The following is a 23,319-nucleotide window of genomic DNA, read 5'->3' as shown; positions in this document are numbered from 1 at the left end:
GATCATCTACACCGTGCGGGACTCCATGGGCAACGTCGCCTCCGCCACCGTCCGCGTCACCGTGGTGGCGATGGACGAGGACACCAACACCGCCCCGCGTCCCCGGGACATCACCGCGCGCACCATCGCCGGGAAGTCGGTCACGATCCCCGTGCCCCTCGACGGGATCGACCCGGAGGGCGACTCCGTGACCCTGGTCGGTCTGGGATCTGCCCCCAAACTCGGCACGGTCGAGGTCGAGGGGACCTCCTTCACCTACACCGCCTCCGAGGAGGCCTCGGGCACCGACGCCTTCACCTACGTCGTCGAGGACCGACTGGGCAAGCAGGCAACCGGCCGGGTGCGTGTCGGGGTGGCCCCCAGTGCGGGTGCCAACCAGAAGCCCGTGGCCGTCCCCGACGTCGCCCAGGTCCGCCCGGGCACGAAGGTGTCGGTGGCGGTCCTGTCCAACGACATCGATCCCGACGGCGATGACATCACCCTGGACACGGAGCGCATCGTGTCCCAGGACCCGGGAGTGGAGGCCACGGCCCGCTCCGGGCGCCTGGTCGTGACGGCGCCGGGAGCGGAGGGGAGCTACGTCATCTCCTACGGGATCTCGGACGGGGCCGGGGGCACCGCGGAGGGCCTGTTGACGCTCGTCGTGCGCAGGGATGCGCCGCTCCTGGCGCCCATCGCCCGCGACGACGAGGTCAGTGCCGCTGACGTCCTCGCCGCGACCGGGTCAAGCGTCCAGGTCCAGGTGCTCAGGAACGACGAGGACCCGGACGGCGACATCGCCGATGCCACGATCACCTCCCCGGACCCCGGCGTGACGGCAGGTCACGACGGGACCGTGACCGTCACACTCCAGCCGACCAGTCAGGTCCTCATCTACACCGTCACGGACCCCACCGGGCTCGCCGCTTCGGCAGTGATCCGCGTGCCGGGGACCGACGTGACGAGGCCGCAGGTGGACACGCGCACCGTTCCCATCAAGGTGAAGGCGGGCGTGGCCACCGACATCCCCGTCAACGACCACGTCGTCACGAGGGCGGGGCGCAGTGTGCGCATCACCTCGGAGGACAAGGTGTCCGCAGGTATCGGATTCGCCGGTGGGCAACTGGTCAAGGACCCCACGACCCTGATCTACACCTCGAAGCCCGAGTTCTCGGGGTCGACCTCGGTGACCCTGGAGGTCACGGACGGGTCGGACCTCAATGACTCCGCGGGCGTCGTGGCCACCGTGACCCTGCCCATCGAGGTGGAACCGGGGGAGAACCGGCCCCCGGTGTTCACCCCCACAGCAGTCGAGGTCGCGGCCGGCGAGGATGCCGTGTCCGTCGACCTCGCCCCGATGGTGACCGATCCGGACAAGGACGACCCCCGGTCGATGTCCTACCGGATCGAGGGGGGTGCGCCGTCGGGGATCACCGCGTCGGTCTCCGGGTCCGTGCTCAAGGTGTCCGCGGGTGCCGACCTCGCCCGCGGAAGTGCCGGGGTGCTGGCCGTGACGGTGGATGACAAGAAGGGCGGGACGACGAAGGGGGAGGTCCCCATCTCCGTGGTCGCCTCCTCGCGACCGCTGGTCCAGACGTCGGAGGCGGAAGTCGTCCTCAACGCCTCGGAGTCGGCCACTGTCGACATTTCCGCCCACGTCACGAACCCATTCCCGGAGAAGGGACCCGTGACGCTCGTCGGGAGTCCCCAGGCCGGGTCGGGAGGCCGCGCGAGCGCCTCCGGGACTAGCATCTCCGTCACGGCGGACGCCGGTTTCAGCGGCACATTCACCGTCACCTACCGGGTCGTGGACGTCACCAAGGACCCCACCCGTGAGGTCCAGGGCATCATCACGGCGACGGTACGCGACCGTCCGGGGGCACCCACGAACGCCTCGGTCGTCTCCAACGGTCCGGGCACGGCGCAGGTGTCCTGGAGTGCAGGCGCGGCCAACGGCGCCACGATCTCAGGGTTCACGGTCACGGACCACACGCAGGGGGACTCGGTCCAGTGCGGGGTCGTCACCTCCTGCCTGGTGCCCGGTCGCACCAACGGCGTCGAGCACACCTTCTCCGTGACGGCCACCAACGAGGTCGGGGAGTCCGACGCCTCGAACCAGGCGACCACGATGATCGACATCGAGCCCGAGGCCCCGGGCGCCCCGACCCTCACCGCGGGGGATCGTGAGGTGACGGTGACCTGGAGCGCGCCGCACAACGAGGGGTCTGCCATCGAGGAGTACGTGCTCAGCCTCTCCCCGGGCGGGCCGCGTTCCTTCGCTCCCCAGGGCTCGGGCACCCAGACCCAGGTGATCTCCGGTCTGACCAACGGGGTCGAGTACACCGCGACAGTCGTGGCCCGCAATGCCAAGGGCAGCTCACCGACGTCCCAGGTCGGGCCTGCAGCCGTCCCCTACGGCGCTCCCGGTCCGGTCAGTTCCGTCAGCGCGCAGTATGCGAGCCTGGGCACCGGGACCGGGCAGGTCGCCACCGTGAACATCTCCTGGGCGCCGCCCTCGGACACCAACGGGCGGGCCATCGAGTACTACACGGTCACCGGTGGGGGCGTCACGAAGCAGGTGCAGGCAGCCTCCGGGACCTCCACCTCCCTGGAGGGTGTCGGCTTCTCCGCCGCCCAGGTCCAGTTCTCCGTGACGGCCACCAATGACGCGCCCAAGGCGGCGGCGCGTACCTCCCCCGCGACCTCGACGAGCACCTGGGTGGTCGGCCAGCCGTTGGCACCCACGATCTCCTCCGTCACAGCGACGGGAGCGGACAACCAGGCGACGATCTCCTGGTCGCCGAGCGCCGCCGGCCAGGGGTGGAACCCGGGCGAGCTCTCCTATGAGTGGTCGGCGGGGGGTGCCTGGGTGGCGCTCTCCGGCAACACGATCTCCGGGAACGGGCTGTCGAACGGGCAGGCTGCCACCGTCCAGATCCGCGCCGTCGGGTCCAAGACCGGGTCCGGCGCGACATCGCCGGCATCCAACGGGGCGACAGTGACCCCCTACGGGCCGCCGGTCGCGCCTGGCATCAGCTGTACCGGAGGTGACCAGAAGGTCTCCTGCTCCTGGTCCGGAGGTTCGGGAAATGGACGAGGAGCCACCTTCGCTCTCTCCGGTGATGCCTCGGGCAGCGTCGGCGAGTCAGGGAGCAGGGACATCGGTGCGGGGCCCTCCGAGACCAAGCGGGTCTGTGTAACGGTCACGCAGAGTGAATCCGGGCGTACCGCGCAGAACTGCGCGCAGGGGGTTTCGAACACACCCAAGATGCGTGTCTGGGTGACGCAAGACGGGCAAAGAGTCACCTATCACTGGGAGAACATTCGCGCGGGTCAGTGGAATCAGCAAAGTGTGACCCGATTCCGGTGCTGGAGTTCCAATGGGAATGCAGCCGATATAACCACCGATCACCCGGGTTCTGAAAATGCGTCAGTTGCAGCGGCCCTCAGTGTGGGGAATGGCTCAGTCACGATTGATTGCGGAGCACTGCAGCAGGGATACACGACGTACTCCATCGAGCCGTGGAAGTACGGTCCTTGGCTCTATTCCGGTTCGTCAAAGTCTGAGTAGCTTGAAGGAGTTTCCTCCATGACCGTCACCAGTGAGAACGCACAGTGGTTCGCCGACACCTTCGGTCGGATCGCCGACAATGTCGGCAAGGCCGTCCTGGGCAAGGAGGACGTGATACGCCTGGCGTTGACCTGCATGTTCACCGAGGGGCACCTGCTCCTGGAGGATGCCCCGGGAACGGGCAAGACGGCGCTCGCCCGTGCCATCGCCGCCACCGTGCAGGGCACCCACTCCCGCATCCAGTTCACACCCGACCTGCTGCCCTCCGACATCACGGGTGTCACGATCTACGACCAGCGCACCGGCTCCTGGGAGTTCCACAAGGGTCCGGTGTTCGCCTCCATCGTCCTGGCGGACGAGATCAACCGCGCCTCGCCCAAGACCCAGTCGGCACTCCTGGAGGTCATGGAGGAGTCCCGCGTGACCGTCGACGGGGTACGCCACGAGACGGGGCGTCCATTCATGGTCATCGCCACCCAGAACCCGGTCGAGCAGGCGGGCACCTATCGGCTCCCCGAGGCCCAGCTGGACCGCTTCCTCATGAAGACCGAACTGGGCTACCCCTCGCGCGAGTCCGGTATCGAGATCATCCTCGGCTCGGCCGCCCCCGATCGTTCACGGACACTCTCACCCGTCATCTCCACGAAAGCCGTCGCCGACATGGCGGACCTGGCCGCCGACAACCACGTGGACCGCGCGATCGCGGACTACGTCCAACAGCTCTGCGAGGCCACCAGGAACGACCCGACGGTCCGTATCGGAGTCTCCACCCGTGGAGCCATCGCCATCACCCGGGCTGCTCGCGTCTGGGCGATGGCCCAGGGCCGCAACTACGTCACCCCCGACGATGTGCGCACCCTGGCGGTCCGGGTCTGGGCGCACCGTCTGGTCCTGGACCCCGATGCAGAGTTCGGTGGTGCGACCCGCGAGTCCGTCGTCGAGGCGGCGCTGGCAGGGGTTCCGGCGCCCACGGTGAGGGGCTAGGACCGGTGGACCGCCATTCCGTCGCGACAGAGCGGCACAGGAGGAGCGACCTCGGACGCCTGACGCGCCTGAGGTTCGCCCTCGTGGCGCGCGCCCGCCGCCTGGCCGAGGGCGGACACCGCGTCGTGGGCCGGATGCGCCGGGTCCCGCTCCTCTCCGGACTCGTGGCTCTGGTCGCCGCGGTCACCCCGCTGGGGTGGGGAGTCGGAGTGGTGGCGGCCTCGGGCCTGGTGGTCGGTCTGCGCACCAACTGGACGGAACTGGTGGCGGTCGGCATCTCGTCCGCAGTGGTCCTGGCGCTGTCGCTGCTGTGGTCCCTGGGACGGTCGGGGCACCACGTCGCCCTCACACTGGAGCGCCCCTGGGTGACCGTGGGCGAACGTGCTCTGGGTGAGCTGGTCGTCTCGAACCCTTCGTCCCGCGCCCTGCCCGCCGTGCTCGTCGAGCTCCCTGTCGGGGCGGGGACCGCTGCCTTCGCAACCGGCCGCCTCGCCGCCGGGGAGGAGCACGCGGAACCCTTCGGCATCGCCACCACCCGCCGCGGGGTGGTGCAGGTCGGCCCGGCGACCGCCGTACGTGGGGACTCCCTGGGGCTCGTGCGCCGGACCCAGACCTGGTCGGAACCCACGGAGCTGTTCATCCACCCACGTACCGTCCCCGTCAACGCCTCCGCGATCGGGTTCATCCGTGATGTCGAGGGCGCCACAACCCAGGACCTCTCCTCCGCGGACGTCTCCTTCCATGCCCTGAGGGACTACGTGGCCGGTGACGACAGGCGCAACATCCACTGGAAGACCACCGCGCGCACCGGTCGGCTCATGGTCCGCCAGTTCGAGGAGACGCGCCGTGCCCATCTGCTGCTGGTCCTGGACCTGGACCGGGACGCCTGGATGGACGACGAGGAGTTCGAGACGGGTGTCTCGGCGGCTGCGTCCCTTGCCCTGGCCACCATGCGTGACTCCAAGGAGGTCTCGATCATCACCCAGTTGGGGGCACTCAAGACACCGACACCGATGCGGGCCATGGACTCACTGTCCGGCGTCGACCGCCTCCTGGGTGCCGAGCGACTTCCCGAGCTCGCTCGCAAGGCCGGCTCTGAGGTCCCCCAGGCCTCCGTCGCGGTCCTCGTCACCGGTTCAGGGACCTCCCTGGCCTCCCTCCACGCGGCACTGGCGCAACTGCCCCTCAACACGGTGTGCACTGCAGCCCGGATCGAGGAGGGCAGGCCCCTGGACCTGCACACGGTCGGGGGATTCCCTGTCGCCACCGTCCCGGCCCTGGAGGACTTCGCCCTCGCCATGCGAAAGGCCCTGGGATGAGTGCGCCGACCAGCACATTGGAGTCCCCGGCCCCCCCACCGACCAGCTGGGCGGAGCAGGCCCGACAGGAGCGCACCCTGGAGGAGACCGCCCGCAGGCGAGCCCGTTCCCGGGCGCGACGCAGCGCCCGCGTCCCCCGTCACCTCGACCTGGGTGCCATCATCGCTCTGCTCACAGTGGCGGCACTGACCCACGGAGGGGTGTTCGGCGGACTGTCGGGATACGTGGCTGCCCTGGGAGGCGTGGCCGTGGGTGCGGGGACCGCGCTCCTCGCCGCCCGGATGCGCATGCATGCTCCGATGACGGTGGTCGCGGTACTGATCGGGTACCTGGCGCTGGGGGGTGCACTGGCACTGCCGCGCACGACCATTACCCATGTCGTCCCCACCCTGCGCACCCTCCAGTTGCTGGTGGTGGGGATCGTGACCTCGTGGAAGGACCTGCTCACGGTCCAGCCACCGGCGGGAGCGTTCATCGGCCCGGCGGTCATGCCCTACCTCGCCGGCGTCCTGTGCTCCTCGATCGCGGTGTCCGTGGTCGTGCGCACGCGTCGACCACTGTGGGCCCTGGCACCTGCGGCCGTTCTCCTGCTCCTGGGGATCCTCTGGGGTTCCCAGTCCGCCCCGCTCGCGCTTCCCGTCGGGGTCGCCTGGGGAGCGCTCGCACTGGTCTGGGCCGGAGCGTGCGCTGCACGTCAGCGGCGCGAGGGCGGACGCGGGACCGTCGAGTTCGAGGGAGCAGGTCGGCGTCCCCGGACGCGACGACTGGTCGGCGCGACAGTGCTGGTGCTCCTCGGCGCGCTCTGTGCGGCCACCCTCTCCCCGGTGCTGGTGGACGGCGGCCACCGCTCCGTCCTGCGTGACCTCGTCGAGCCGCCCCTGGACCTGCGCGAGTACCACTCCCCGATCTCACTGTTCCGGACGCTGAACACCGACCAGGCCGACGCCGAACAGTTCACGGTCTCGGGACTCCCGGAGGGGGGGAGGATCCGCCTGGCCACGCTCGACACCTATGACGGGACCGTCTTCAAGATCGCCGGGGACGCGGCGGAGGCAGGCTTCAGACACGTCGGCACGGAGTTCACGGACACACCCCTGGCCGCCGGGGCGTCCACCGCGCACGTGGCGGTGACGATCTCGGGCTACACGGGCAACTGGGTGCCCGGCGGTGGTGCGACTCGGTCCCTGGACTACACCTCCTCCCGGCAGGACGAACTCGCGGAGGCCCTCTTCTACTCCGACTCCCTGGTCACCGGCCTGTCCACGGTGTCCCTGCAGGAAGGCGACTCCTACACCGCGGAAGTCGTGACGGGACGGGAGTGGAGCGACCAGGAACTCGAGGGCAAGGCCTTCATGCAGGTCCCAATCCCCGAGGACACGAACGTCCCGGCCTCCGTCGCCGAGGTCGCCTCCACGATGGTGGCCGATGCCACCGCCGGCATCGGCCAGGTGAGGGCCATCCAGCAGAAGCTCCACGACGGGGGCTTTTACTCCGACGGGACCGACGGCCTCTCCCTGCCGGGACACCGCGCGGACCGCCTGGAGAAGTTCCTCACCGACGAGCAGATGATCGGTGACGACGACCAGTACGCACCCGCCATGGCACTCATGCTGCGCTCGCTGGGCATCCCCTCCCGGGTGGTCATGGGCTTCCACCCCGACGAGGGCGTCCAGGGTGACGTCACGATCACGGGCAAGGAGACACACGCCTGGGTGGAGGTGCCCTTCGACGGTGCCGGGTGGGTGGCCTTCGACCCCACACCCCCCAGGGACCAGGTGCCACAGACTCAGGTGCCGAAACCCAAGCCGAACCCTCGCCCCCAGGTGCTGCAGCCACCCGACCCTCCCGAGGAGCCTGCAGAAGTGCCCCCCGATGTCGTCGAACAGCCCGACGACGACCGTGAGCCGGAAGGTTCGTGGTGGGACACGGTGCTGGTGGCACTCGAGATCGCCGGGGTCGGGATGCTCCTCGTGTCCCCCTTCGTCGCCATCGTGTCCGCGAAGGCCCGGCGCGCCCGTCGGCGTCGGCGTCGGGGCCCGCAGGACGTGCGTACCGCTGCCGCCTGGGATGAGGTCGTGGACCGGGCGACGGACCTCGGTGTGCTCGTCCCCGCCACGGACACCCGCTCCGACCAGGCGCGCAGCATCGACACCCAGCTCGGGGTCGTGGACCCGGCTGCCGGGGACACGGGTTTCCACAGGTGGGACGAACCGCGCACCCGGACGCTCGAGCTGGCGACCCAGCTCGACGGGATCGTCTTCGGGGCGGGAACCCTCGACGAGGGGACCGGGGAGCGTGCCTGGGTGGGGGGCGGCGAGGTCATCGCGGCCATGCGGAGACAGGTCCCCAGGCTCCGGCGCCTTCGTGGGACGTTCTCCACCCGTTCACTGCGGGCCAGGAGACGGCGGTGGCGCGACCGTTGGCGGGAGTGGCGGCTCAGGAGGTCGGAAGCAGCGGTGCGCAGGGCAGGGGAGCAGGACACGGGCACCGGGAGCTCGGTGCGAGAACCAGTGAGGAGCGGAAATGGCTGAGATGAAGGTGCAGGACAAGGGACCTCTCACAGTCCCCGCCCACCTGGGCGGGGTCGTCGCCGTGGGGAACGGTCCGAGGATCAAGGCAAAGGTGCTGGACGGCGTGTTCAACGCTGCCGTCTACACGCTCCCCCAGTTGCTCCTGGCGGGCGCGGTCAACTCGGGGAACTACGCCATGTTCGGCTTCCTGTCGATGGTCGTGGTGGTGCTGCCCCTCGCTTGGGTCGTGTTCCTCCTCGTCATGTTGGGTACGAAGGGCCAGACTCCCGGACTCGCACTGGCGGGGATCCGTTGGGTGAAGTTCGCCACCGGTGAGCAAGGAGGTGCCAACGCGATCGGGAAACTGTTCCTCGAAGGTGTCATCAGCTCGGCCTCCTTCGGGATCGCGCCGCTGGTGATCTGGTTCTCCAGTCAGGACGAGGCGAATCGCCACTGGTTCGACCGGACGACGGGAATCGTCTCCATCAGCACGACGGAAGGCCGCGATCCCAGCACGGAGTCGGTCCCGCCTGTCCTCGTCCGCGACGGCACGGAGCCGGAGCCGCCCCAACCCGCACGACAGCCGTGGGATGCCGCCCGCCCCGTGGTCGGAGATGCTCCTGCGGTGCAGGCGGGCACGAGCATGCCACCCGTACCTCTGCCCCCCTCACGCGGGGAGGCCGCAGCCGAGCCCGTCCCGGGTGGCCGTGGGTCCATGCCGCCTGTTCCCCCTCCTCCCGGCGCCGGTCCGCAGGAGTTCCCCCTGCACGGCCCCTCACCGACGTCGGCACCCGCACCGGTGGGAGACGCCGGGGCCGCCACGGCGTTCATCGGCGAGGTCCCCTGGGCCCCGCCCTCGTCCTCCTCCGTGGGTGCGGTGCCAGCCACCCCACGAACGCCCAGTCCTGCACAGCCCGCCCCGGCACTGCCCGAGGTACCGGCTTGGCTCCTGGACGAGCCTGCCGCCGCACCGGGTCCCCAGCCCACAACAGGGACTGCACCTGTGACCGCCGGCGCGGCTCCCGTGCCCGTCGTCACTGCGGAGGAGGACCTCGAACGCACCGTTGCCCGCCGACCCGTCGGTTCCCTCCGACTGACCTTCGACGACGGCACCCAGCACCACCTCGTGGGCACGGGCCTGGTGGGACGGGACCCGGCGCCCGATGCCACCCATTCCGGGGCTGAGCGCATCCCCCTCCACGACCCCGCCCGCTCGATCTCCAAGACCCACCTCGCTCTCACGGTGCAGTCCGGTGCGGTCCTGGTCGAGGACCTCCACTCGACCAACGGCACCCGGGTGGAGAGTCCCGAGGGCGCGATCACCTCGGTGCTCCCCGGGGCACCACTGCTGGCCAGCGTGGGATCCACCATCCACTTCGGGGACAGGTCGGTGGTCGTCGGTGGTTGACACCCCCACCTCCCTGCCACGAAGTGTCCCCACCGCAGACCCGCCGGAGGGGCCGGACGGTGGCGCCCCTCCCCACGTCCTCGTGCGCCACGGGGTGCGGACCGATGTCGGGTGCCGTCGCGAGCACAACGAGGACTCCTACGGGGCGCGCTTCCCGTTCTTCGTGGTCGCCGACGGCATGGGAGGCCATCGGGAGGGGGCGCTCGCGTCCGGGATCGTCGTCGACCAGCTCCTGCAGGAGGCCCACGAGGGCGACTTCGCCAGCGCAGCCCAGGTCTCGGAGTCCATCGCCCATGCTGCGCGACGTGTCTCCGGACTGGGCGAGGGAACGGGTGACGGACAGGGGGCCCCCGGCTCGACCCTGACGGGACTGGCCTTCTCCACGCACCGCGGCAGGCCCTGTGTCCGCGTCTTCAACATCGGGGACTCCCGCACCTACCTCCTCTCCGGGTCGGAGTTCTCGCAGGTGACCACGGACCATTCCGAGGTCCAGGAACTCCTGGACGCGGGCTCGGTGACGGAGGTGCAGGCGCGGGCCCTCCCACGACGCAATGTCATCACGCGAGCGCTCGGGGCGGGGTCGGGACCCGTCGTCCCCGCTGACCACTACATCGTCCCGGCCCTCGCGGGGGACAGGTACCTGCTGTGCTCCGACGGCCTCAGTGGGGAGGTCACGGACGCGCTCATCGAGATGGTGTCGCGCGCCGTCGCGGATCCCCAGCAGGTGGCCGATGAGCTGGTCTCCATGGCACTCACCGCCGGCGGGAAGGACAACGTGACCGTCATGGTCGTCGACATCGTCGAGGCCTCCCCGGCGTGGGACTACTCCACCGGGGAGGGAACCACCCTCACGCGAGAGGGTGACATGCCAGCCGATGACGACACGATCCCCACGACGACGGTTCCCGGCCAGACGGGCCTCGCTGCCCACATGCCCGGCACGGAGAAGGAGCACTCATGACCCACTGCACATGGACCACAGGGAGGTGTCCAGCGGCAGTCACTCCCCGGGGCGTCATCGTGCTCGAACCCGGGCGGGAGGACCTCGTCGCCGGTTTCTGGGAGGAACTCAATGCGGGCGCGGATCTCGGCGCCCTCCTCCAGTCACTGACCTCGGCGTTCGCCGCGGACCTGGCAGCGCTTCCCGCTTTCGTCGCCCTCATCAACGAGGGGGGTACCGCCCACATCGCGGTGCGTGGGGTGTTCGGGTTGGTGGTGCGGTCCTCCGAGGGTGCCCACAGTCTGAGCAGTGGCAATGTCATCACCTGGTCGGAGCACCGACTGCCCCGGGTCGAGGGGTGGTCCGTCACCTGCCCGGCGGAGGATCTCGTCGACACGACCTCCGAGTCGGCATGGAGGATCATCAACGGCGTCGTGCCCGTCCAGTCGCTGAGTTGGGGCGCGGACGGGTCCGGGGCCCCTGTCGCCATCGGACACGACGAGGTGTCGGCGCGGGGCTCGGCGGACTCCCTCGCGCCGACCGGGGAGCTGACCGCGGATGAGGTCCACCCGACCGGGGGTGACGCGGTCCTGGGCGGGGGTGGGAACCCACAGGCGCAGCAGGGCTCGCCGACACGGATGGACAGTGGGACGACCGCGGACCCGCTGCCGGGTGGGTCAGGTCGAGCGCCCGGGACACCCACGGAGGCAGGGGTGACCTGGTCGGAGTCCGCAGTGGCGTTCACGCTCCCTCCGCCCGGGGAGACCTCCGTCGCCCACGGTGGTGTCCTTCCGGGTGACGTGCCACCGGACGGGCAGCCACTCAGCGGTGGGAGGCCGGTCGGGTCGTCGTCGGAATCGGTGCACCAGGACGCCGGGGAAGGACTCCCGGACCGGGGTCCCGCGAGCCCGCGGGACGTCGGTGGGGCAATGTCCGGGTCCGGGGACTTCTCGGACCTGTTCTCCGACCACACGATCCACCACGCGGTGGAGGAGGCCGCCGTGCGTCACGTGCGTGACGACGATGCGGACGAGGCAGCCCGTCCCCGGTCCGACGCGCCCTCCGGGACGGGACCGTCCGAGGCAGCCGGTCCTTCCGTCGGTGCGGGAGCACTCCCCGATCCCTCCCCGGCTGCCGGGGACGTGCCGGTGGCACCTTCCCCGAGCCCGACAGGTGGGACGGTGGGCGGAAGTGGGCCCGCGTCAGCGGGGTCTGGCGGCGCAGTGTCCGGCGCGGACGGCACCGGGTTCTTCGTCGATGCGGTCCCGACGCCGGGGGCCGTGCCCCCGGCGCCCGACGCGGGTGACCACGACGGCCACACGGTGCGCTCCACCAGGCTGGACGAGCTGCGGGCCAGGGCGCGCGAGATCGCCGGCAGCGTGGCGAGCACGGTCGACGGATCGCCCGAGGGCCCCGAGGTCCTGGCGATCCTGTGCGTGGAGGGGCATCCCAACCCCACACACGCCTCCGTGTGCCGCACCTGTGGGGAGGGGATGAGTGATCGATCCGTGACGATCCCACGCCCGAACCTGGGTTCCCTGGTGATCTCCACGGGGGAGACCGTCCCCCTGGACCGTGATGTCATCATCGGGCGTCGCCCCCGCTACGTCTCCCAGTCCGGCCGACCTGAGGCCCATCTGGTGCCCGTTCCCAGTCCCAACCAACAGATCTCGCGGACCCACTGCGAGGTCAGGGTCGACGGCTGGGACGTGCGGGTCCGGGACCTCGGGTCCAACAACGGGACCTTCCTGATGCGCACGGGCCAGGAACCCGTGCGCATCAGTGAGTCCGCTCCCCTGATCGTGCGTCCCGGCGACGTCATCGACCTCGGGGACTCGGTGACCATGAGGGTGGAGGCCTGACCGTGGCGGAGAGGGAGGGGGCACCGCGCATCCCCAACGCGGAGTTCAGGAGCCACCTCGGAAGCGGTGGCTTCGCCGACGTCTACCTCTACCGTCAGCGCATGCCCGAGAGGGACATCGCCGTGAAGGTGCTGCGGGGCGACGCCAGCCCCGAGCAGAACAGTGCCTTCGAGGCCGAGGCGAACCTGATGGCGCGCATGTCGGCCCACCCGTCCATCCTCTCCGTGTTCGGCGCGGGTGTCACGGAGGACGGACGCTCCTACCTGGTGATGGAGTACTGCCCACCTCCCCACATGGGACAACGGGCGCGTCAGCGCCAGTTCACGGTTCCACGAGTCCTCGACATGGGGATCCGGATCGCTGGTGCCGTGGAGACCCTGCACCGTTCGGGCATCCTCCACCGCGACATCAAGCCCGCGAACATCTTGGTCACGCAGTTCGGCCATCCCGTCCTCACCGACTTCGGGATCGCCGTGGCGACAGGCCCCGGCGGGACCAGTGGGGACTCGGGGTTCTCCGTGCCCTGGGCGCCTCCGGAGCAGCAGACAGGCTCCGGTCCCTTCGGCCCCGCCATGGACGTCTACTCACTGGCGGCGACCGTGTACACGTTCCTCACGGGCCGCTCCCCCTTCGAGGTCGTCGGGGGGGACAACCGGGAGATCGCGATGCTCAACCGGGTCTTGCGCGCCCCCGTCCCGCGCACGGGTCGTGCGGATGTCCCCCCGGAACTGGAACGCATCCTGGCGATCGCCATGTCCAAGGAACCCGCGCGCAGGTACTCCTCCGCCCTGGACCTGGCGCATGCACTCCAGCAGGTCCAGGTCGACATGCACCAGCGCAGCACGCCCATCGACGTCCTCGACGAGTCCGTGCCCGATGACCTCGATGAGGATGCGGAGGACGCGACCCGCGCACGTTCCTTCGCCATGATCGACCCCGATGGGCCCCCCACCGGACCCGGTCCGACCAGGGACGTCCGTGATCGCCCGCGTCCCGACGAGGACGGGACACGGGCGGTGGTCCCGCGGATCGACCCGGGTGGCTCCGCCCCATCGCGCCCCGTCGGTGCCCCGGGAGCGGTGGACGTCCCGCACTGGAAGCCCTCCGCTGTGCCCGCGTCCGCATCTGCGGATCGGATGGGTACGTCCCGGACGGTCGAGGGTCTGGACCGGACGGTGCACCGCAGCAGCGCCCCGGCAGGTGGCCCGCCGACGCCCGGCGTCCCGGCACCGGCGCCGTCAGGCGTCCCCACACCGGCTCCGGCGACCGGAGGGATCCAGGACGTGGACGTGGCCGTTGGGCCCGGAACCCCCCCTGGCACAGCGGCTCACCCCGACACGGCGCCACCCTCGCGAGGTCGGTGGGTCGGCCTGCTCGTCGCCGTCCTCGTCGTCCTCCTCGTCGTCGGGTTCGGGGCGTGGACCCGCTTCCGGGGCGAGGGGACGACGGAGGTGGTGGACCCCGGCAGCACGTCCGAGGCGCCCGCCGGTCTTCCCGTCGCCTCCTCCGGCGCGGGGGTGGAGGGACTCTCGGGAGAGGTGGAGGGCACATCGGTCGTCTTCACCTGGGAGGGGACGACGGGGGAGGGGGACTCCTACCTCTACAGGGTCGTGGACCCCCTGGAGAACCACCAGGTCCGCGAGACGAATGACACCACCGTCACGGTCGACCCCGTCCAGGGCCGAACCTGTCTCGAGGTCGTCCGCAGGGATTCCTCGGGGAGGACGACCTCCCCGGTGACAGAGTGCGTGGAGACACCATGAACAGCGCAGCACGGGCAATGGAGCACCTGGTCCCAGGCCAGGGAGGGACGCCCTCACCGACGGGGACGCCGACGGCGATCATCTCCTTCTGTGGGGAGGAGTACCACCTGGACCCGGCGGGCAGCTTCGTGGTGGGTCGTGAGGCGGACCTGTCCGTCGACGACAATCCCTTCCTCCATCGGCGCTTCCTCGAGATCTTTGCGCGGGACGGGTTGTGGTGGATCGAGAACGTCGGGTCCCGCATCGCGGCGACCGTCGCGGACTCCTCCGGGATGATGCAGGCGTGGGTCGGCCCGGGAGCGCGGCTGCCCCTGGTCTTCGAGGCGCTGACGGTCGTCTTCTCCGCAGGTCCCACCACCTACGAGTTCGACATCGACATCCCCGGTCCCGCCTACATGCGTGCGGGTGGTCCCGTGACGGGAAACGGTGAGACGACAGTGGGCGAGGTCCGCTTCACCCCCTCCCAGTTCCTGCTGGTCCTGGCCCTGGCAGAGCCCTGGCTGCTGCGGGCAGGTTCTGGGCCCGTCGACATACCGAGGTCTGCAGAAGCCGCGCAGCGCCTGGGATGGCCACTCACCCGTTTCAACCGCAAGCTCGACAACGTGGCGGAGAAGCTGGACCGCCTGGGGGTGGGGGGACTCAGGGGAGGGCCGGGCCAACACGCGAGGTATCGGCGTGTGCGCCTTGTCGAGTACGCGGTCGCCGCCCGGTTGGTCACCCGGGACGACCTGCATCTCCTGGACGAGGAGCGTGCGCGGAACCGGGCGGGAAGCGTCGCCGGCAATGGCGCTGCCACTGCCACTGCCAGGGCCACGGCCACGGCGGGTGCGGGGCGGGGGGAGCGATGAGGATCAAGCTGACCCTGCGTGGCAGGGGAGCGGAAGGGATCGACCTGCAGGTCACTGCCGACAACACCGCGACCGCCGGTGATGTCGCAGCGGCACTCGCAACAGCTGGTCCGACGGGCAGTGGTGCGCCCGTGGACCCGGAGTCGGTCACGCTGCGCATCATCGACCCCCTGGCGGACCGGGTGCTCAACGTGCTCTCCCCGACTGCCCTCGTGACGGAGTCCGGGTTGAGGTCCGGTGCGGTGGTGGACATCGTCGACGCCCAGCAGTCGACGGGGTCCGGATCCGCCAAGGCGGCCGAGCTTCGCGTGCTGGCCGGCCCGGACCGGGGGATGGTCGTTCCACTCCCCTTCGGTTCGACGACCGTTGGGCGCTCGCGGACCTGCGACGTGACGCTGACGGACCGACTGGTCTCGAAGAGACACATGCGGGTCACCGTCGGAGCCGGGGTGGAGGTCCATGACCTCAACTCGGCCAACGGTGTGGTGGTGGGCGACCAGCGGGTCCAGAGGACGGGTGTGGGGGCCGGGGACGACGTGCTGGTGGGTGACACGACACTGCGGATCACCCAGGTGAGGAAGCCGGACGCGGGTCTGGCCGAGAGCACTGACATCGGTTTCACGCGTCCCCCACAGCTGCTCCCCCGGGTGGGTGTCCAGCAGGTGAAGGTCCCGCAGGCTCCCGAGGCCCCCGACAGGGGACGTTTCCCCGTTCTGGCGATGATCGCCCCACTGGTCATGGGAGCGGTCATGTTCGCCGTGACCCGGCAACTGCTGTCGGTCGTCTTCGTGGCGCTCTCGCCCCTGCTGATGATCGGCAACTGGATCGATCTGCGCTGGCAGGAGAGGTCTGCCCGGAAGAGGGGCCTGGAGTCCTTCTCGGGCGCGCTCTCCCATCTGCGCGAGGAGCTCGACGGCCACCGCCGGGCCGAAGTGGAGGCGCGCCACTCCCAGTACCCGAGCATCGACCGGGTGGTCACGGCAGTCCTGCGCAGGGACGGACTGCTGTGGGCGCGGCGACCGGAGAACCCGGAGTTCCTGCGGATCCGCCTGGGTACTGGTGGCGATGCGGCTTCGGTCGAGTTCGAAGTGGACGATCCGGGTAGGGGGATTCCTGAGTGCGTCGCGGCCGCTCAGTCCCTGGTGGAGGAGTTCTCGACACTGCAGGACGTCCCCGTGGTGGCGGACCTGCGTGCCAGTGGTGGCCTGGGTCTGTGCGGAACCGGGGAGTGGCTCCAGCAGGTCCAGTGCGCGGTGGTCGGCCAGGTGGTGTCCCTGTACTCACCTGCGGAGGTGGTCATCGCCTGCCTGACCTCCGGCGAGCGCCTGCCCGGGTGGCAGTGGCTGGAATGGCTGCCGCACGTGAGTTCCCCGCACTCGCCGCTGGACGGCATCCATCTGGCTGCGGACCCCGCGACGGGAACGGAGCTTCTCGCCTCCCTGGAGGGCCTGCTGGATGCGCGCAGTGGTGACGGTGCCGGAACATGGGCGGGCGCTCCGCACCCCACGCGCGGTCCGGAGGGGTCCGACACGAAGGACCCGACGTACCCGAACACGCTTCCGGCGGTCCTCGTGGTCGTCGACGGGTCGGGTGTCGACCGCGCGCGTCTGAACCGTCTCGCGGAGAGGGGACCCGACCACGGGATCTACTTCGTGTGGTGCGCCGAGGACTTCAACGACCTGCCTGCAGCCTGCCGGACCTTCGTGGCCATCGACGACCGCACGGGGGCGGTGGGGGAGGTCAGGCGCTCACGCGTGGTCCAGCCCGTCACCCTGGACCGGCTGCCGGTGGTGGACGCGGCCCGCCTGGCGCGCTCACTGGCACCCATCGTCGACGCAGGTGTGCCCGTGGACGACGACTCGGACCTGCCGGGGTCCATCTCCTACGTCCAGATGACCGGTCATGAGCTCGCCGACAACTCCGAGGCAGCGCTGGAGCGCTGGCGGGCCAGCGGGTCGGTGTCCGACCGGAGTCCCGGCGCGCAGCCACGCGCCCAGTCCCCGGTCAGCCTCGCGGCCCTGGTCGGGCAGGGGGTCGCGGCGCCGGTGAGCCTGGACCTGCGCACCCAGGGACCCCACGCGTTGGTGGGTGGCACCACGGGCGCCGGGAAGTCGGAGTTCCTCCAGGCATGGGTGCTGGGAATGGCCCAGGCGCTGTCCCCGGACCGCGTGACCTTCCTCTTCGTGGACTACAAGGGTGGGTCCGCATTCGCGCGCTGCACGGACCTGCCCCACTTCGTCGGTCTGGTCACCGATCTCTCCCCGTACATGGTGCGGCGAGCCCTGACCTCCCTGAGGGCCGAGTTGCACCACCGGGAGAAGCTGCTCAACGCCAAGAATGCCAAGGACCTGGTGACGCTGGAGAAGCGGGGGGATCCTGACTGTCCGCCCTCGTTGGTGATCGTGATCGATGAGTTCGCGGCTCTGGTCGGGGAGGTTCCCGAGTTCGTCGACGGGGTCGTGGATGTCGCACAGAGGGGGCGGTCCCTGGGCCTCCACCTGATCCTGGCCACCCAGAGGCCGGCCGGGGTGATCAAGGACAACCTACGGGCGAACACGAATCTCCGCGTCGCCCTGCGCATGGCCGACGAGGCCGACTCCCAGGACGTCCTGGGGGATGTGCTCGCCGCCCATTTCCCGCAGGGTGCGCCGGGACGCGGCGCCGCCAAGACCGGACCCGGACGCATCACCGTGTTCCAGTCGGCCTATCCCGGCGCGCGCACCACCCAGGAGGCGAAGGTGGCTGCGGTCGGGGTCGAGGAGTTGGGGTTCGGCTCCCCTCGCGCCTGGCAGGTGGCCGAAGCGCCGCGTCCCAGCGGTGACGTCGCCCAGGACATCGACCGGGTCGTGGACACGCTACGGAAGGCCGCGGATGCCGGGGGGATCCCGGAGCCACGCAGACCCTGGTTGCCGGACCTCGCCCAGACCTACAACATCCGGAACCTGCGTCAGCGCACGGACTCCGAGCTGGTTCTCGGCGTGATCGACGTCCCCGAGGACCAGGCTCAGGTCGCGGAGTACTTCCGCCCCGACAGGGAGGGCAACATCGCCTACTACGGCGCGTCGGGCTCCGGGAAGACGACGGCCCTGCGGTCCCTGGCGATCGCCGCTGCGATCACGCCTCGCGGCGGACCCGTGGACGTCTACGGCATCGATTTCGCGGGGGGTGGTCTGGACATGCTCCGCGCGCTTCCCCATGTCGGGGATGTCGTGCCGGGTGACGACGAGGAGAGGGTCTCGCGTCTGGTGGACATGCTTGCGGGCCTCGTCGAGGAACGGGCGGCGCGCTACTCCGCAGTGCGGGCGGCAGACCTGGGGTCCTACCGGCGCATCTCGGGAAGAGGGCACGAACCGCGGATGCTGCTCCTGGTGGACGGCATCGGGGTCCTCGCCGAGGAGTACCAGGCGTCGGGCAGACGCCTGAGGACCTGGAACAGGTTCCAGCAGATCCTCCTGGACGGTCGCGCCGTCGGTGTCCACGTCGCGGCCACGGCGGACCGTCAGCAGGCCGTGCCCAGCTCCCTGGCGTCGAACTTCCAGCGCAAGGTCGTCCTTCGGCAGACGGACGAGGACGCCTACCTGTTCTTCGGTCTCCCCAAGGACGTCCTCGACCCGACCAGCCTGCCCGGTCGTGCGATGCAGGTCGGGCGCCCGCAGCTGCTGCAGCTGGCGATCCTCGGGGACAACATCAATGCCCTGGCCCAGGCGAGGCTCATGGAGCAACTGGGTGGCTTCATGACCGAGCAGGGCAGGGTGAGGCCTCCGGCAATCGGTTCGCTACCCCAGCTTGTCGAGGGCGCGACCGTGGCACCGGTCCAGGACGGACAGCCCGTCATCGGCATCGACGGGGAGACCCTGGCGCCCCTGGGCTTCCGTCCGGTGGGGACGCTCTGCGTCGGTGGGGCGCCACAGACGGGTCGCTCGAATGCCGTTGCCTGGGTGGTGCATGCCCTACGGTCGCAGTGTCCGGGGGCGGTGTTCCTGCACGCGTCCTCGGGGCGCTCCGCGTTGGTCGGCCGCTTTCGCTGGAAGGACAGTGCGAAGGGGTCTGACGAGGTCGCGCGCATGCTGCAGGGTTCACGCGCCCTCTTCGAGGAGGCGGCACCGGAGGGCACCCCGGGCGTGGTGCTCGTGGTCGAGGGGTTCGCCGACCTCGTCTACACGGCCGCGGACCAGGAGCTCGCCGAGGTGATCGGTCTGGCCAGGTCGAATGGGCACCTCGTGGTGGGGGAGGCAGACCTGGTCGGTTGGGGTCGGGGCGGGGGACTGTCATCGGCGCTTCGGGGCGGGCGTGCGGGAATCGTGCTCTGTCCGGCTCTGGGGGACGGGGACACCGTGCTCGGCACCGGCGTTCCCGCCGTGCCCGGTCGCGAGATGACGCCTGGGCGAGGCTATTTCGCACAAGGAGGGAAGGTGCACAAGATCCAGGTGCCACTGCTGGTGTGAGGGGATGGGGAGTCCTCCCCATTGTCACTCATGCCAACCACTGAAATGCTGCCTGTCAGAGGGAACAGGAATCCTCTGGGGGTGTCCGACGGACAACCGGCGGACGGGACCACACGACGACACACACGGAATGAACGGAGACGACCATGGCGCTGTACGGGATGGACATCGAGCAGGTCCGGCAGTTGGCGAACCAGCTCGGCCAGAAGGCTGAGCAGATCGACCAGATCATCCAGGAGGTCAGCAGTCGGCTCGGCGGCACCGACTGGAAGGGTCCGGATGCCGACCAGTTCCGCAATGACTGGCAGGGAACCCTCACGAGCCAGCTGAGGAACGTCGCCCAGACCCTGCGCGACACCCAGACCCGGGCGAACCAGAATGCCGCGGCACAGGAGCAGACTTCGGCGAACTGAGCCGAGGGCGGGTGGGACCCACCGTCGGGTCCCACCCAGTCGCAGTCGGACGCAGTGGATGCGAGGCCCTGATCGCTGCGGGGCGCAAACGGGAGGAGAGGCACATGGGACTTGTCGGTGCTGACGTTGCCCAGCTGAGGGACTTGGCAGGCGTGATGCGTCGCAATGCGGACATCCTCGAGCGGGACATCGTCGGCGTGATCGTCGCCTCCCTCCGGGTCAGTCCGTGGGCGGGGACGGACGCAGAGCATTTCAAGCAGATCTGGACCTTCCAGAGTGCCAGGCAGATCTGGAGTGCTGCCATGCGATTGCTTGAGGCTGCAGACGTCCTCGATCGCAACGCCGACGACCAAGACAAGGCATCCGCGTCCGACGGGACCGGAGGCCGAGGAAGGATCCCGGCAGCTGACCGTGGCCGCGGCAAAGGGAAGAAAACCACGGCAAATCCCGAGGGCTTCACCGAACCTCGCGGTGGCAAGTATGGCCTCGCCAGGGACTGTCTCGATCTGTCGATGGCCACCTACGATCACACCGTCGGCCCGCAGCATGACGGAAAGCTTCCCGCGGGGTGGAGTGAGGTCTCCTCGAGCGAGCTCAAGAAGATGGGACTTGACCCGAAGCTGCTGGGCTCAGTTGGTGACGATTTCGCCGCCACGCTGTACCGAGACGTCGATGGACGATACGTCCTGGCGTTCGAGGGGACAGATCCCGGCGACGCGCGTGACTGGTCGGTGGACATCGCAGGTGCGACGCTGCTGTCCACGCAACAGGTTCATGCAATCAATCTCACGAACAAGATAAAGGAAGCCCTCGAGAGGAATGGACTGGACAGCAGTGCACTCACCTTGACGGGGCACTCCTTGGGTGGGGGATTGGCGTCGATTGCGAGCATAGGAACAGGTGTCCCGGCGGTGACCTTCAACGCAGCGGGCGTCAGTAGTGGGGCAATTGCCTATGCTGCTGGGGCGAATGTGCTGGGTGGAGAGAAGACCGGGTCGTTGTTGAATGCTCTGGGCGGTGTCACTGCCTATACCTCATCGGCTGATCCCGTCTCCATTGGGCAGGATCTGGCTCCCGGAGTACCAAGCGCGTACGGAGAACGAGTTCGCCTCTCGGCTCCAAGTGGAGGCGGCGAACGGGGCGTCTGGGACCGTGTTGTCTACGAGCACATGGATGAGCCCCTGAGGAAAGGGCTCGATGAGCTTGCGACGAAGGAGGGGGAGGGATACTAGAGCAACCCTGGACCCGGACTTGAATGGCTCTTCGTCATTCAGCGTGGTTTGGTGGCTCTTCATGATTGAGGGATGCTCATATATTCGTCAAGCGGCGGTTTGGTGTTAGCCTCGATCTTTCATCGCGGGCTTGTGGGGTTGTGAGGGCGGCGTCGGTGCCGTTGTGTGAGCCCCATTGTTGCTGGTGGGTATGGCGTTTGCCGCCATGTCGTTGGCGGTGGGCGGGATTCCTGGGTCCAGGTGGTGCTCGGGGCTGTGGGTGAGTGGTTCGGGTGTTGACTGGTCAGCTGGTGTCGAGGGTCGGTGTCAGGGAGCGGAGTGTGGTGATCGCATCGGCCAGAAGGCTGGCGTAGGGATGGTGGTCGGCGAGGTTGAGGATGCGCGCTCGGGCGTGGCGGGTGAGGACGGCTGGGACCTGGTAGAGGCGGTACCTCAGCCGTTTGACCTCCCACCTGCGTGCCTCGTGGTGGGTGAGGGCGAGGGTCTGCATCCAGGCGGTGAGGCCTGGTGCGAGTTGGACGATGTGGACCCAGATGCGGTTCTGGTTGAAGGAGTACAAGGGCAGGTTGCGTAGCCCCGTTTCCTTGGCCAGGCGTATGCGGTCCTCACAGCGGGCCCGACGCCGGTGACGCAGTTCCAGGTCAGGGATCTGGTGGTGTGGGCAGCCGGGGGTGGTGTTGGTGGCAAACGCGGTGATCCTCATGCCGTCGACATCTTCGAAACGCAACTGGGCTCCGGGGTGGGGGCGTTCTTTGCGCACGATGACGCGCATACCTGTGGGCCATGAGGTGAGGTCCATGACTCCGGTGAGTTCCGCGACCCACGCCCCCTGCCTGACTTGGCCGTCGGCGTCCAGGGCTGGACTCCACGCTTCCTGGGGCAGTTGGTGGAGGAGGTCGGGGGTGTCGTGGGGCAGCGTGAACCCCAATGAGTAGGACAGGCGCCGCGTGGTGAGCCACTTGGTGAGGTCATGGGTGGCGCCGGCCCCGTCGGTGCGGACCAGGACACTCTTGTTGCCCCTCCATTTGGGTGAGTGTCCGGGCAGTTGGGCCAGGGCGGAGCGGATGACCTGGATGTGATCGCGGGCAGTGTTGCTGCCGGCGTTGCCGGGGCGCAGTAGTACGGCCAGCGGCTCCCCCGTCCCGCCCTCCCCGTGGTCAACGAAGGCACACAAGGGATGGAATCCGTATCCCCTCTTGAACGTCGGCGCAGCCTGCTCCTTGTCCGAGTGGGAGGTGAGGAGGGTGGCGTCCAGGTCGATGATGAGCGGCTTTTTCGCCGTGCACCCGTGGTCGGGTGCCTGGGACCCGGCAAGATCCCACGCCCGCTCCCGCACGCAGGCGCGAGCCTTGTTGATGGCCCGCACGGCTTTGTCGGCATCACCGGCCAGGGTCTGGATCACCCGCGAGACCGTGGGATCTGAGGCCACGCGCCCATAGACACCCGGCTCACAGCGGACCATGTTGATGTCAGCCAGACAGTCCCCACCCAGGGCGAGAGTCAGTGCCAGGTCGAGGACGATCTTGGCGGGGTCGTGGGAGGACAGGGGCTTGCGCCACGGGGCCAAGGCACGCGACAGGGCCCCCTCCAATCCGAGGGCTCCCACGGTCTCCACCAGGAGCGCGCCGCCCGCCTGGCCCACCGCGCTCGAGGGACGGACCTTGGGGGACACGGCAGGGTAGAACCCGGTAGTCTTCTTCACCTGAGGGGTGCTCCACTTCTGGACGGAAATCGGATCTCAACTACCCGTATTTTCCCAGATCAGGAGCACTCCTCAGTTTGTCTCCCACCCCTCGAGACACCCCAACGATGAAAGCCCGAGGTTAGGTGAGGTAGTCGTGGTGGGCGGCGACGACTGTGGGCGGCGACGACGGTGCGCTTGGTGGAGTGTCCACGCTCAATGTTGGAGGGCGTGGCGATGGAGCATTTGGGGTCGTCGACGGCTTGGGCGAGGGTGAGGTGGGCGTTCTCGCGTAGCGGCCGCGGTTCGGCGACGTCGATGGGCGTGGGCGGGTTCGTGATGATGTGGAAGACCTCGCGTGCTC

General features: G+C 69.3%; 13 protein-coding genes. 12 read left to right on the top strand and 1 reads right to left on the bottom strand.

The window, feature by feature from the left end; genetic code table 11:
• Positions 1-13: 13 nt before the first annotated feature.
• From BQ9890_RS11500 to BQ9890_RS11445, 12 genes are all read left to right on the top strand, one after another.
• Entirely contained in the window at positions 14-3,550 is a 3,537-nt protein-coding gene (locus tag BQ9890_RS11500) for an Ig-like domain-containing protein (RefSeq protein WP_143226327.1), read from the top strand.
• 18 nt (positions 3,551-3,568) lie between these two features.
• Positions 3,569-4,534, top strand: a complete 966-nt coding sequence (locus tag BQ9890_RS11495) for an AAA family ATPase (protein ID WP_075891647.1) — start codon at positions 3,569-3,571, stop codon at positions 4,532-4,534.
• 83 nt (positions 4,535-4,617) lie between these two features.
• A complete protein-coding gene (locus BQ9890_RS11490) occupies positions 4,618-5,853 on the top strand; it encodes a DUF58 domain-containing protein (protein ID WP_230297917.1) in 1,236 nt (411 codons plus the stop codon).
• The gene (locus BQ9890_RS11485; protein WP_143226326.1) at positions 5,850-8,384 is read left to right on the top strand and encodes a transglutaminase TgpA family protein; all 2,535 of its coding nucleotides are present in this window, start codon (positions 5,850-5,852) and stop codon (positions 8,382-8,384) included. Before BQ9890_RS11490 ends, BQ9890_RS11485 begins: the two co-directional genes overlap by 4 nt.
• Complete coding sequence (locus BQ9890_RS11480) at positions 8,377-9,771, top strand: RDD family protein (RefSeq protein WP_075891642.1); 1,395 nt, start codon at positions 8,377-8,379, stop codon at positions 9,769-9,771. The genes BQ9890_RS11485 and BQ9890_RS11480 overlap by 8 nt, the downstream gene beginning before the upstream one ends.
• Positions 9,764-10,732, top strand: coding sequence for a PP2C family protein-serine/threonine phosphatase (locus BQ9890_RS11475; RefSeq protein ID WP_075891639.1), 969 nt, complete (start codon positions 9,764-9,766; stop codon positions 10,730-10,732). Before BQ9890_RS11480 ends, BQ9890_RS11475 begins: the two co-directional genes overlap by 8 nt.
• Complete coding sequence (locus BQ9890_RS11470; protein WP_078062411.1) at positions 10,729-12,573, top strand: FHA domain-containing protein; 1,845 nt, start codon at positions 10,729-10,731, stop codon at positions 12,571-12,573. Before BQ9890_RS11475 ends, BQ9890_RS11470 begins: the two co-directional genes overlap by 4 nt.
• 2 nt (positions 12,574-12,575) lie before the next feature.
• Positions 12,576-14,336, top strand: a complete 1,761-nt coding sequence (locus BQ9890_RS11465) for a serine/threonine-protein kinase (RefSeq protein ID WP_195907669.1) — start codon at positions 12,576-12,578, stop codon at positions 14,334-14,336.
• Positions 14,333-15,184 (top strand): FHA domain-containing protein, encoded by an 852-nt coding sequence (locus BQ9890_RS11460; RefSeq protein WP_230297916.1) that lies wholly within the window; start codon positions 14,333-14,335, stop codon positions 15,182-15,184. The genes BQ9890_RS11465 and BQ9890_RS11460 overlap by 4 nt, the downstream gene beginning before the upstream one ends.
• Positions 15,181-19,629 carry an FtsK/SpoIIIE domain-containing protein gene (locus BQ9890_RS11455; protein ID WP_075891630.1) on the top strand — a complete coding sequence of 1,483 codons (4,449 nt, stop codon included), beginning with the start codon at positions 15,181-15,183 and terminating at the stop codon, positions 19,627-19,629. The genes BQ9890_RS11460 and BQ9890_RS11455 overlap by 4 nt, the downstream gene beginning before the upstream one ends.
• A 146-nt stretch (positions 19,630-19,775) precedes the next feature.
• Entirely contained in the window at positions 19,776-20,042 is a 267-nt protein-coding gene (locus BQ9890_RS11450; RefSeq protein ID WP_075891628.1) for a WXG100 family type VII secretion target, read from the top strand.
• A 104-nt stretch (positions 20,043-20,146) separates the two neighbouring features.
• Positions 20,147-21,274 carry a Tle-like phospholipase domain-containing protein gene (locus BQ9890_RS11445; protein ID WP_075891626.1) on the top strand — a complete coding sequence of 376 codons (1,128 nt, stop codon included), beginning with the start codon at positions 20,147-20,149 and terminating at the stop codon, positions 21,272-21,274.
• Positions 21,275-21,557: 283 nt separating this feature from the next.
• On the opposite strand, the gene BQ9890_RS11440 is transcribed toward BQ9890_RS11445, so the two are convergent.
• Positions 21,558-22,976 carry an IS1380 family transposase gene (locus BQ9890_RS11440; RefSeq protein ID WP_075891624.1) on the bottom strand — a complete coding sequence of 473 codons (1,419 nt, stop codon included), beginning with the start codon at positions 22,974-22,976 and terminating at the stop codon, positions 21,558-21,560.
• Positions 22,977-23,319 lie beyond the last annotated feature (343 nt).

The organism is Actinomyces provencensis, assembly GCF_900155435.1.
In the GTDB taxonomy this organism is placed as follows: Bacteria; Actinomycetota; Actinomycetes; order Actinomycetales; family Actinomycetaceae; genus Pauljensenia; species Pauljensenia provencensis.
The sequence above is the reverse complement of the archived record's forward strand: the minus strand, read 5'-3'. Positions and strand labels throughout refer to the sequence as shown.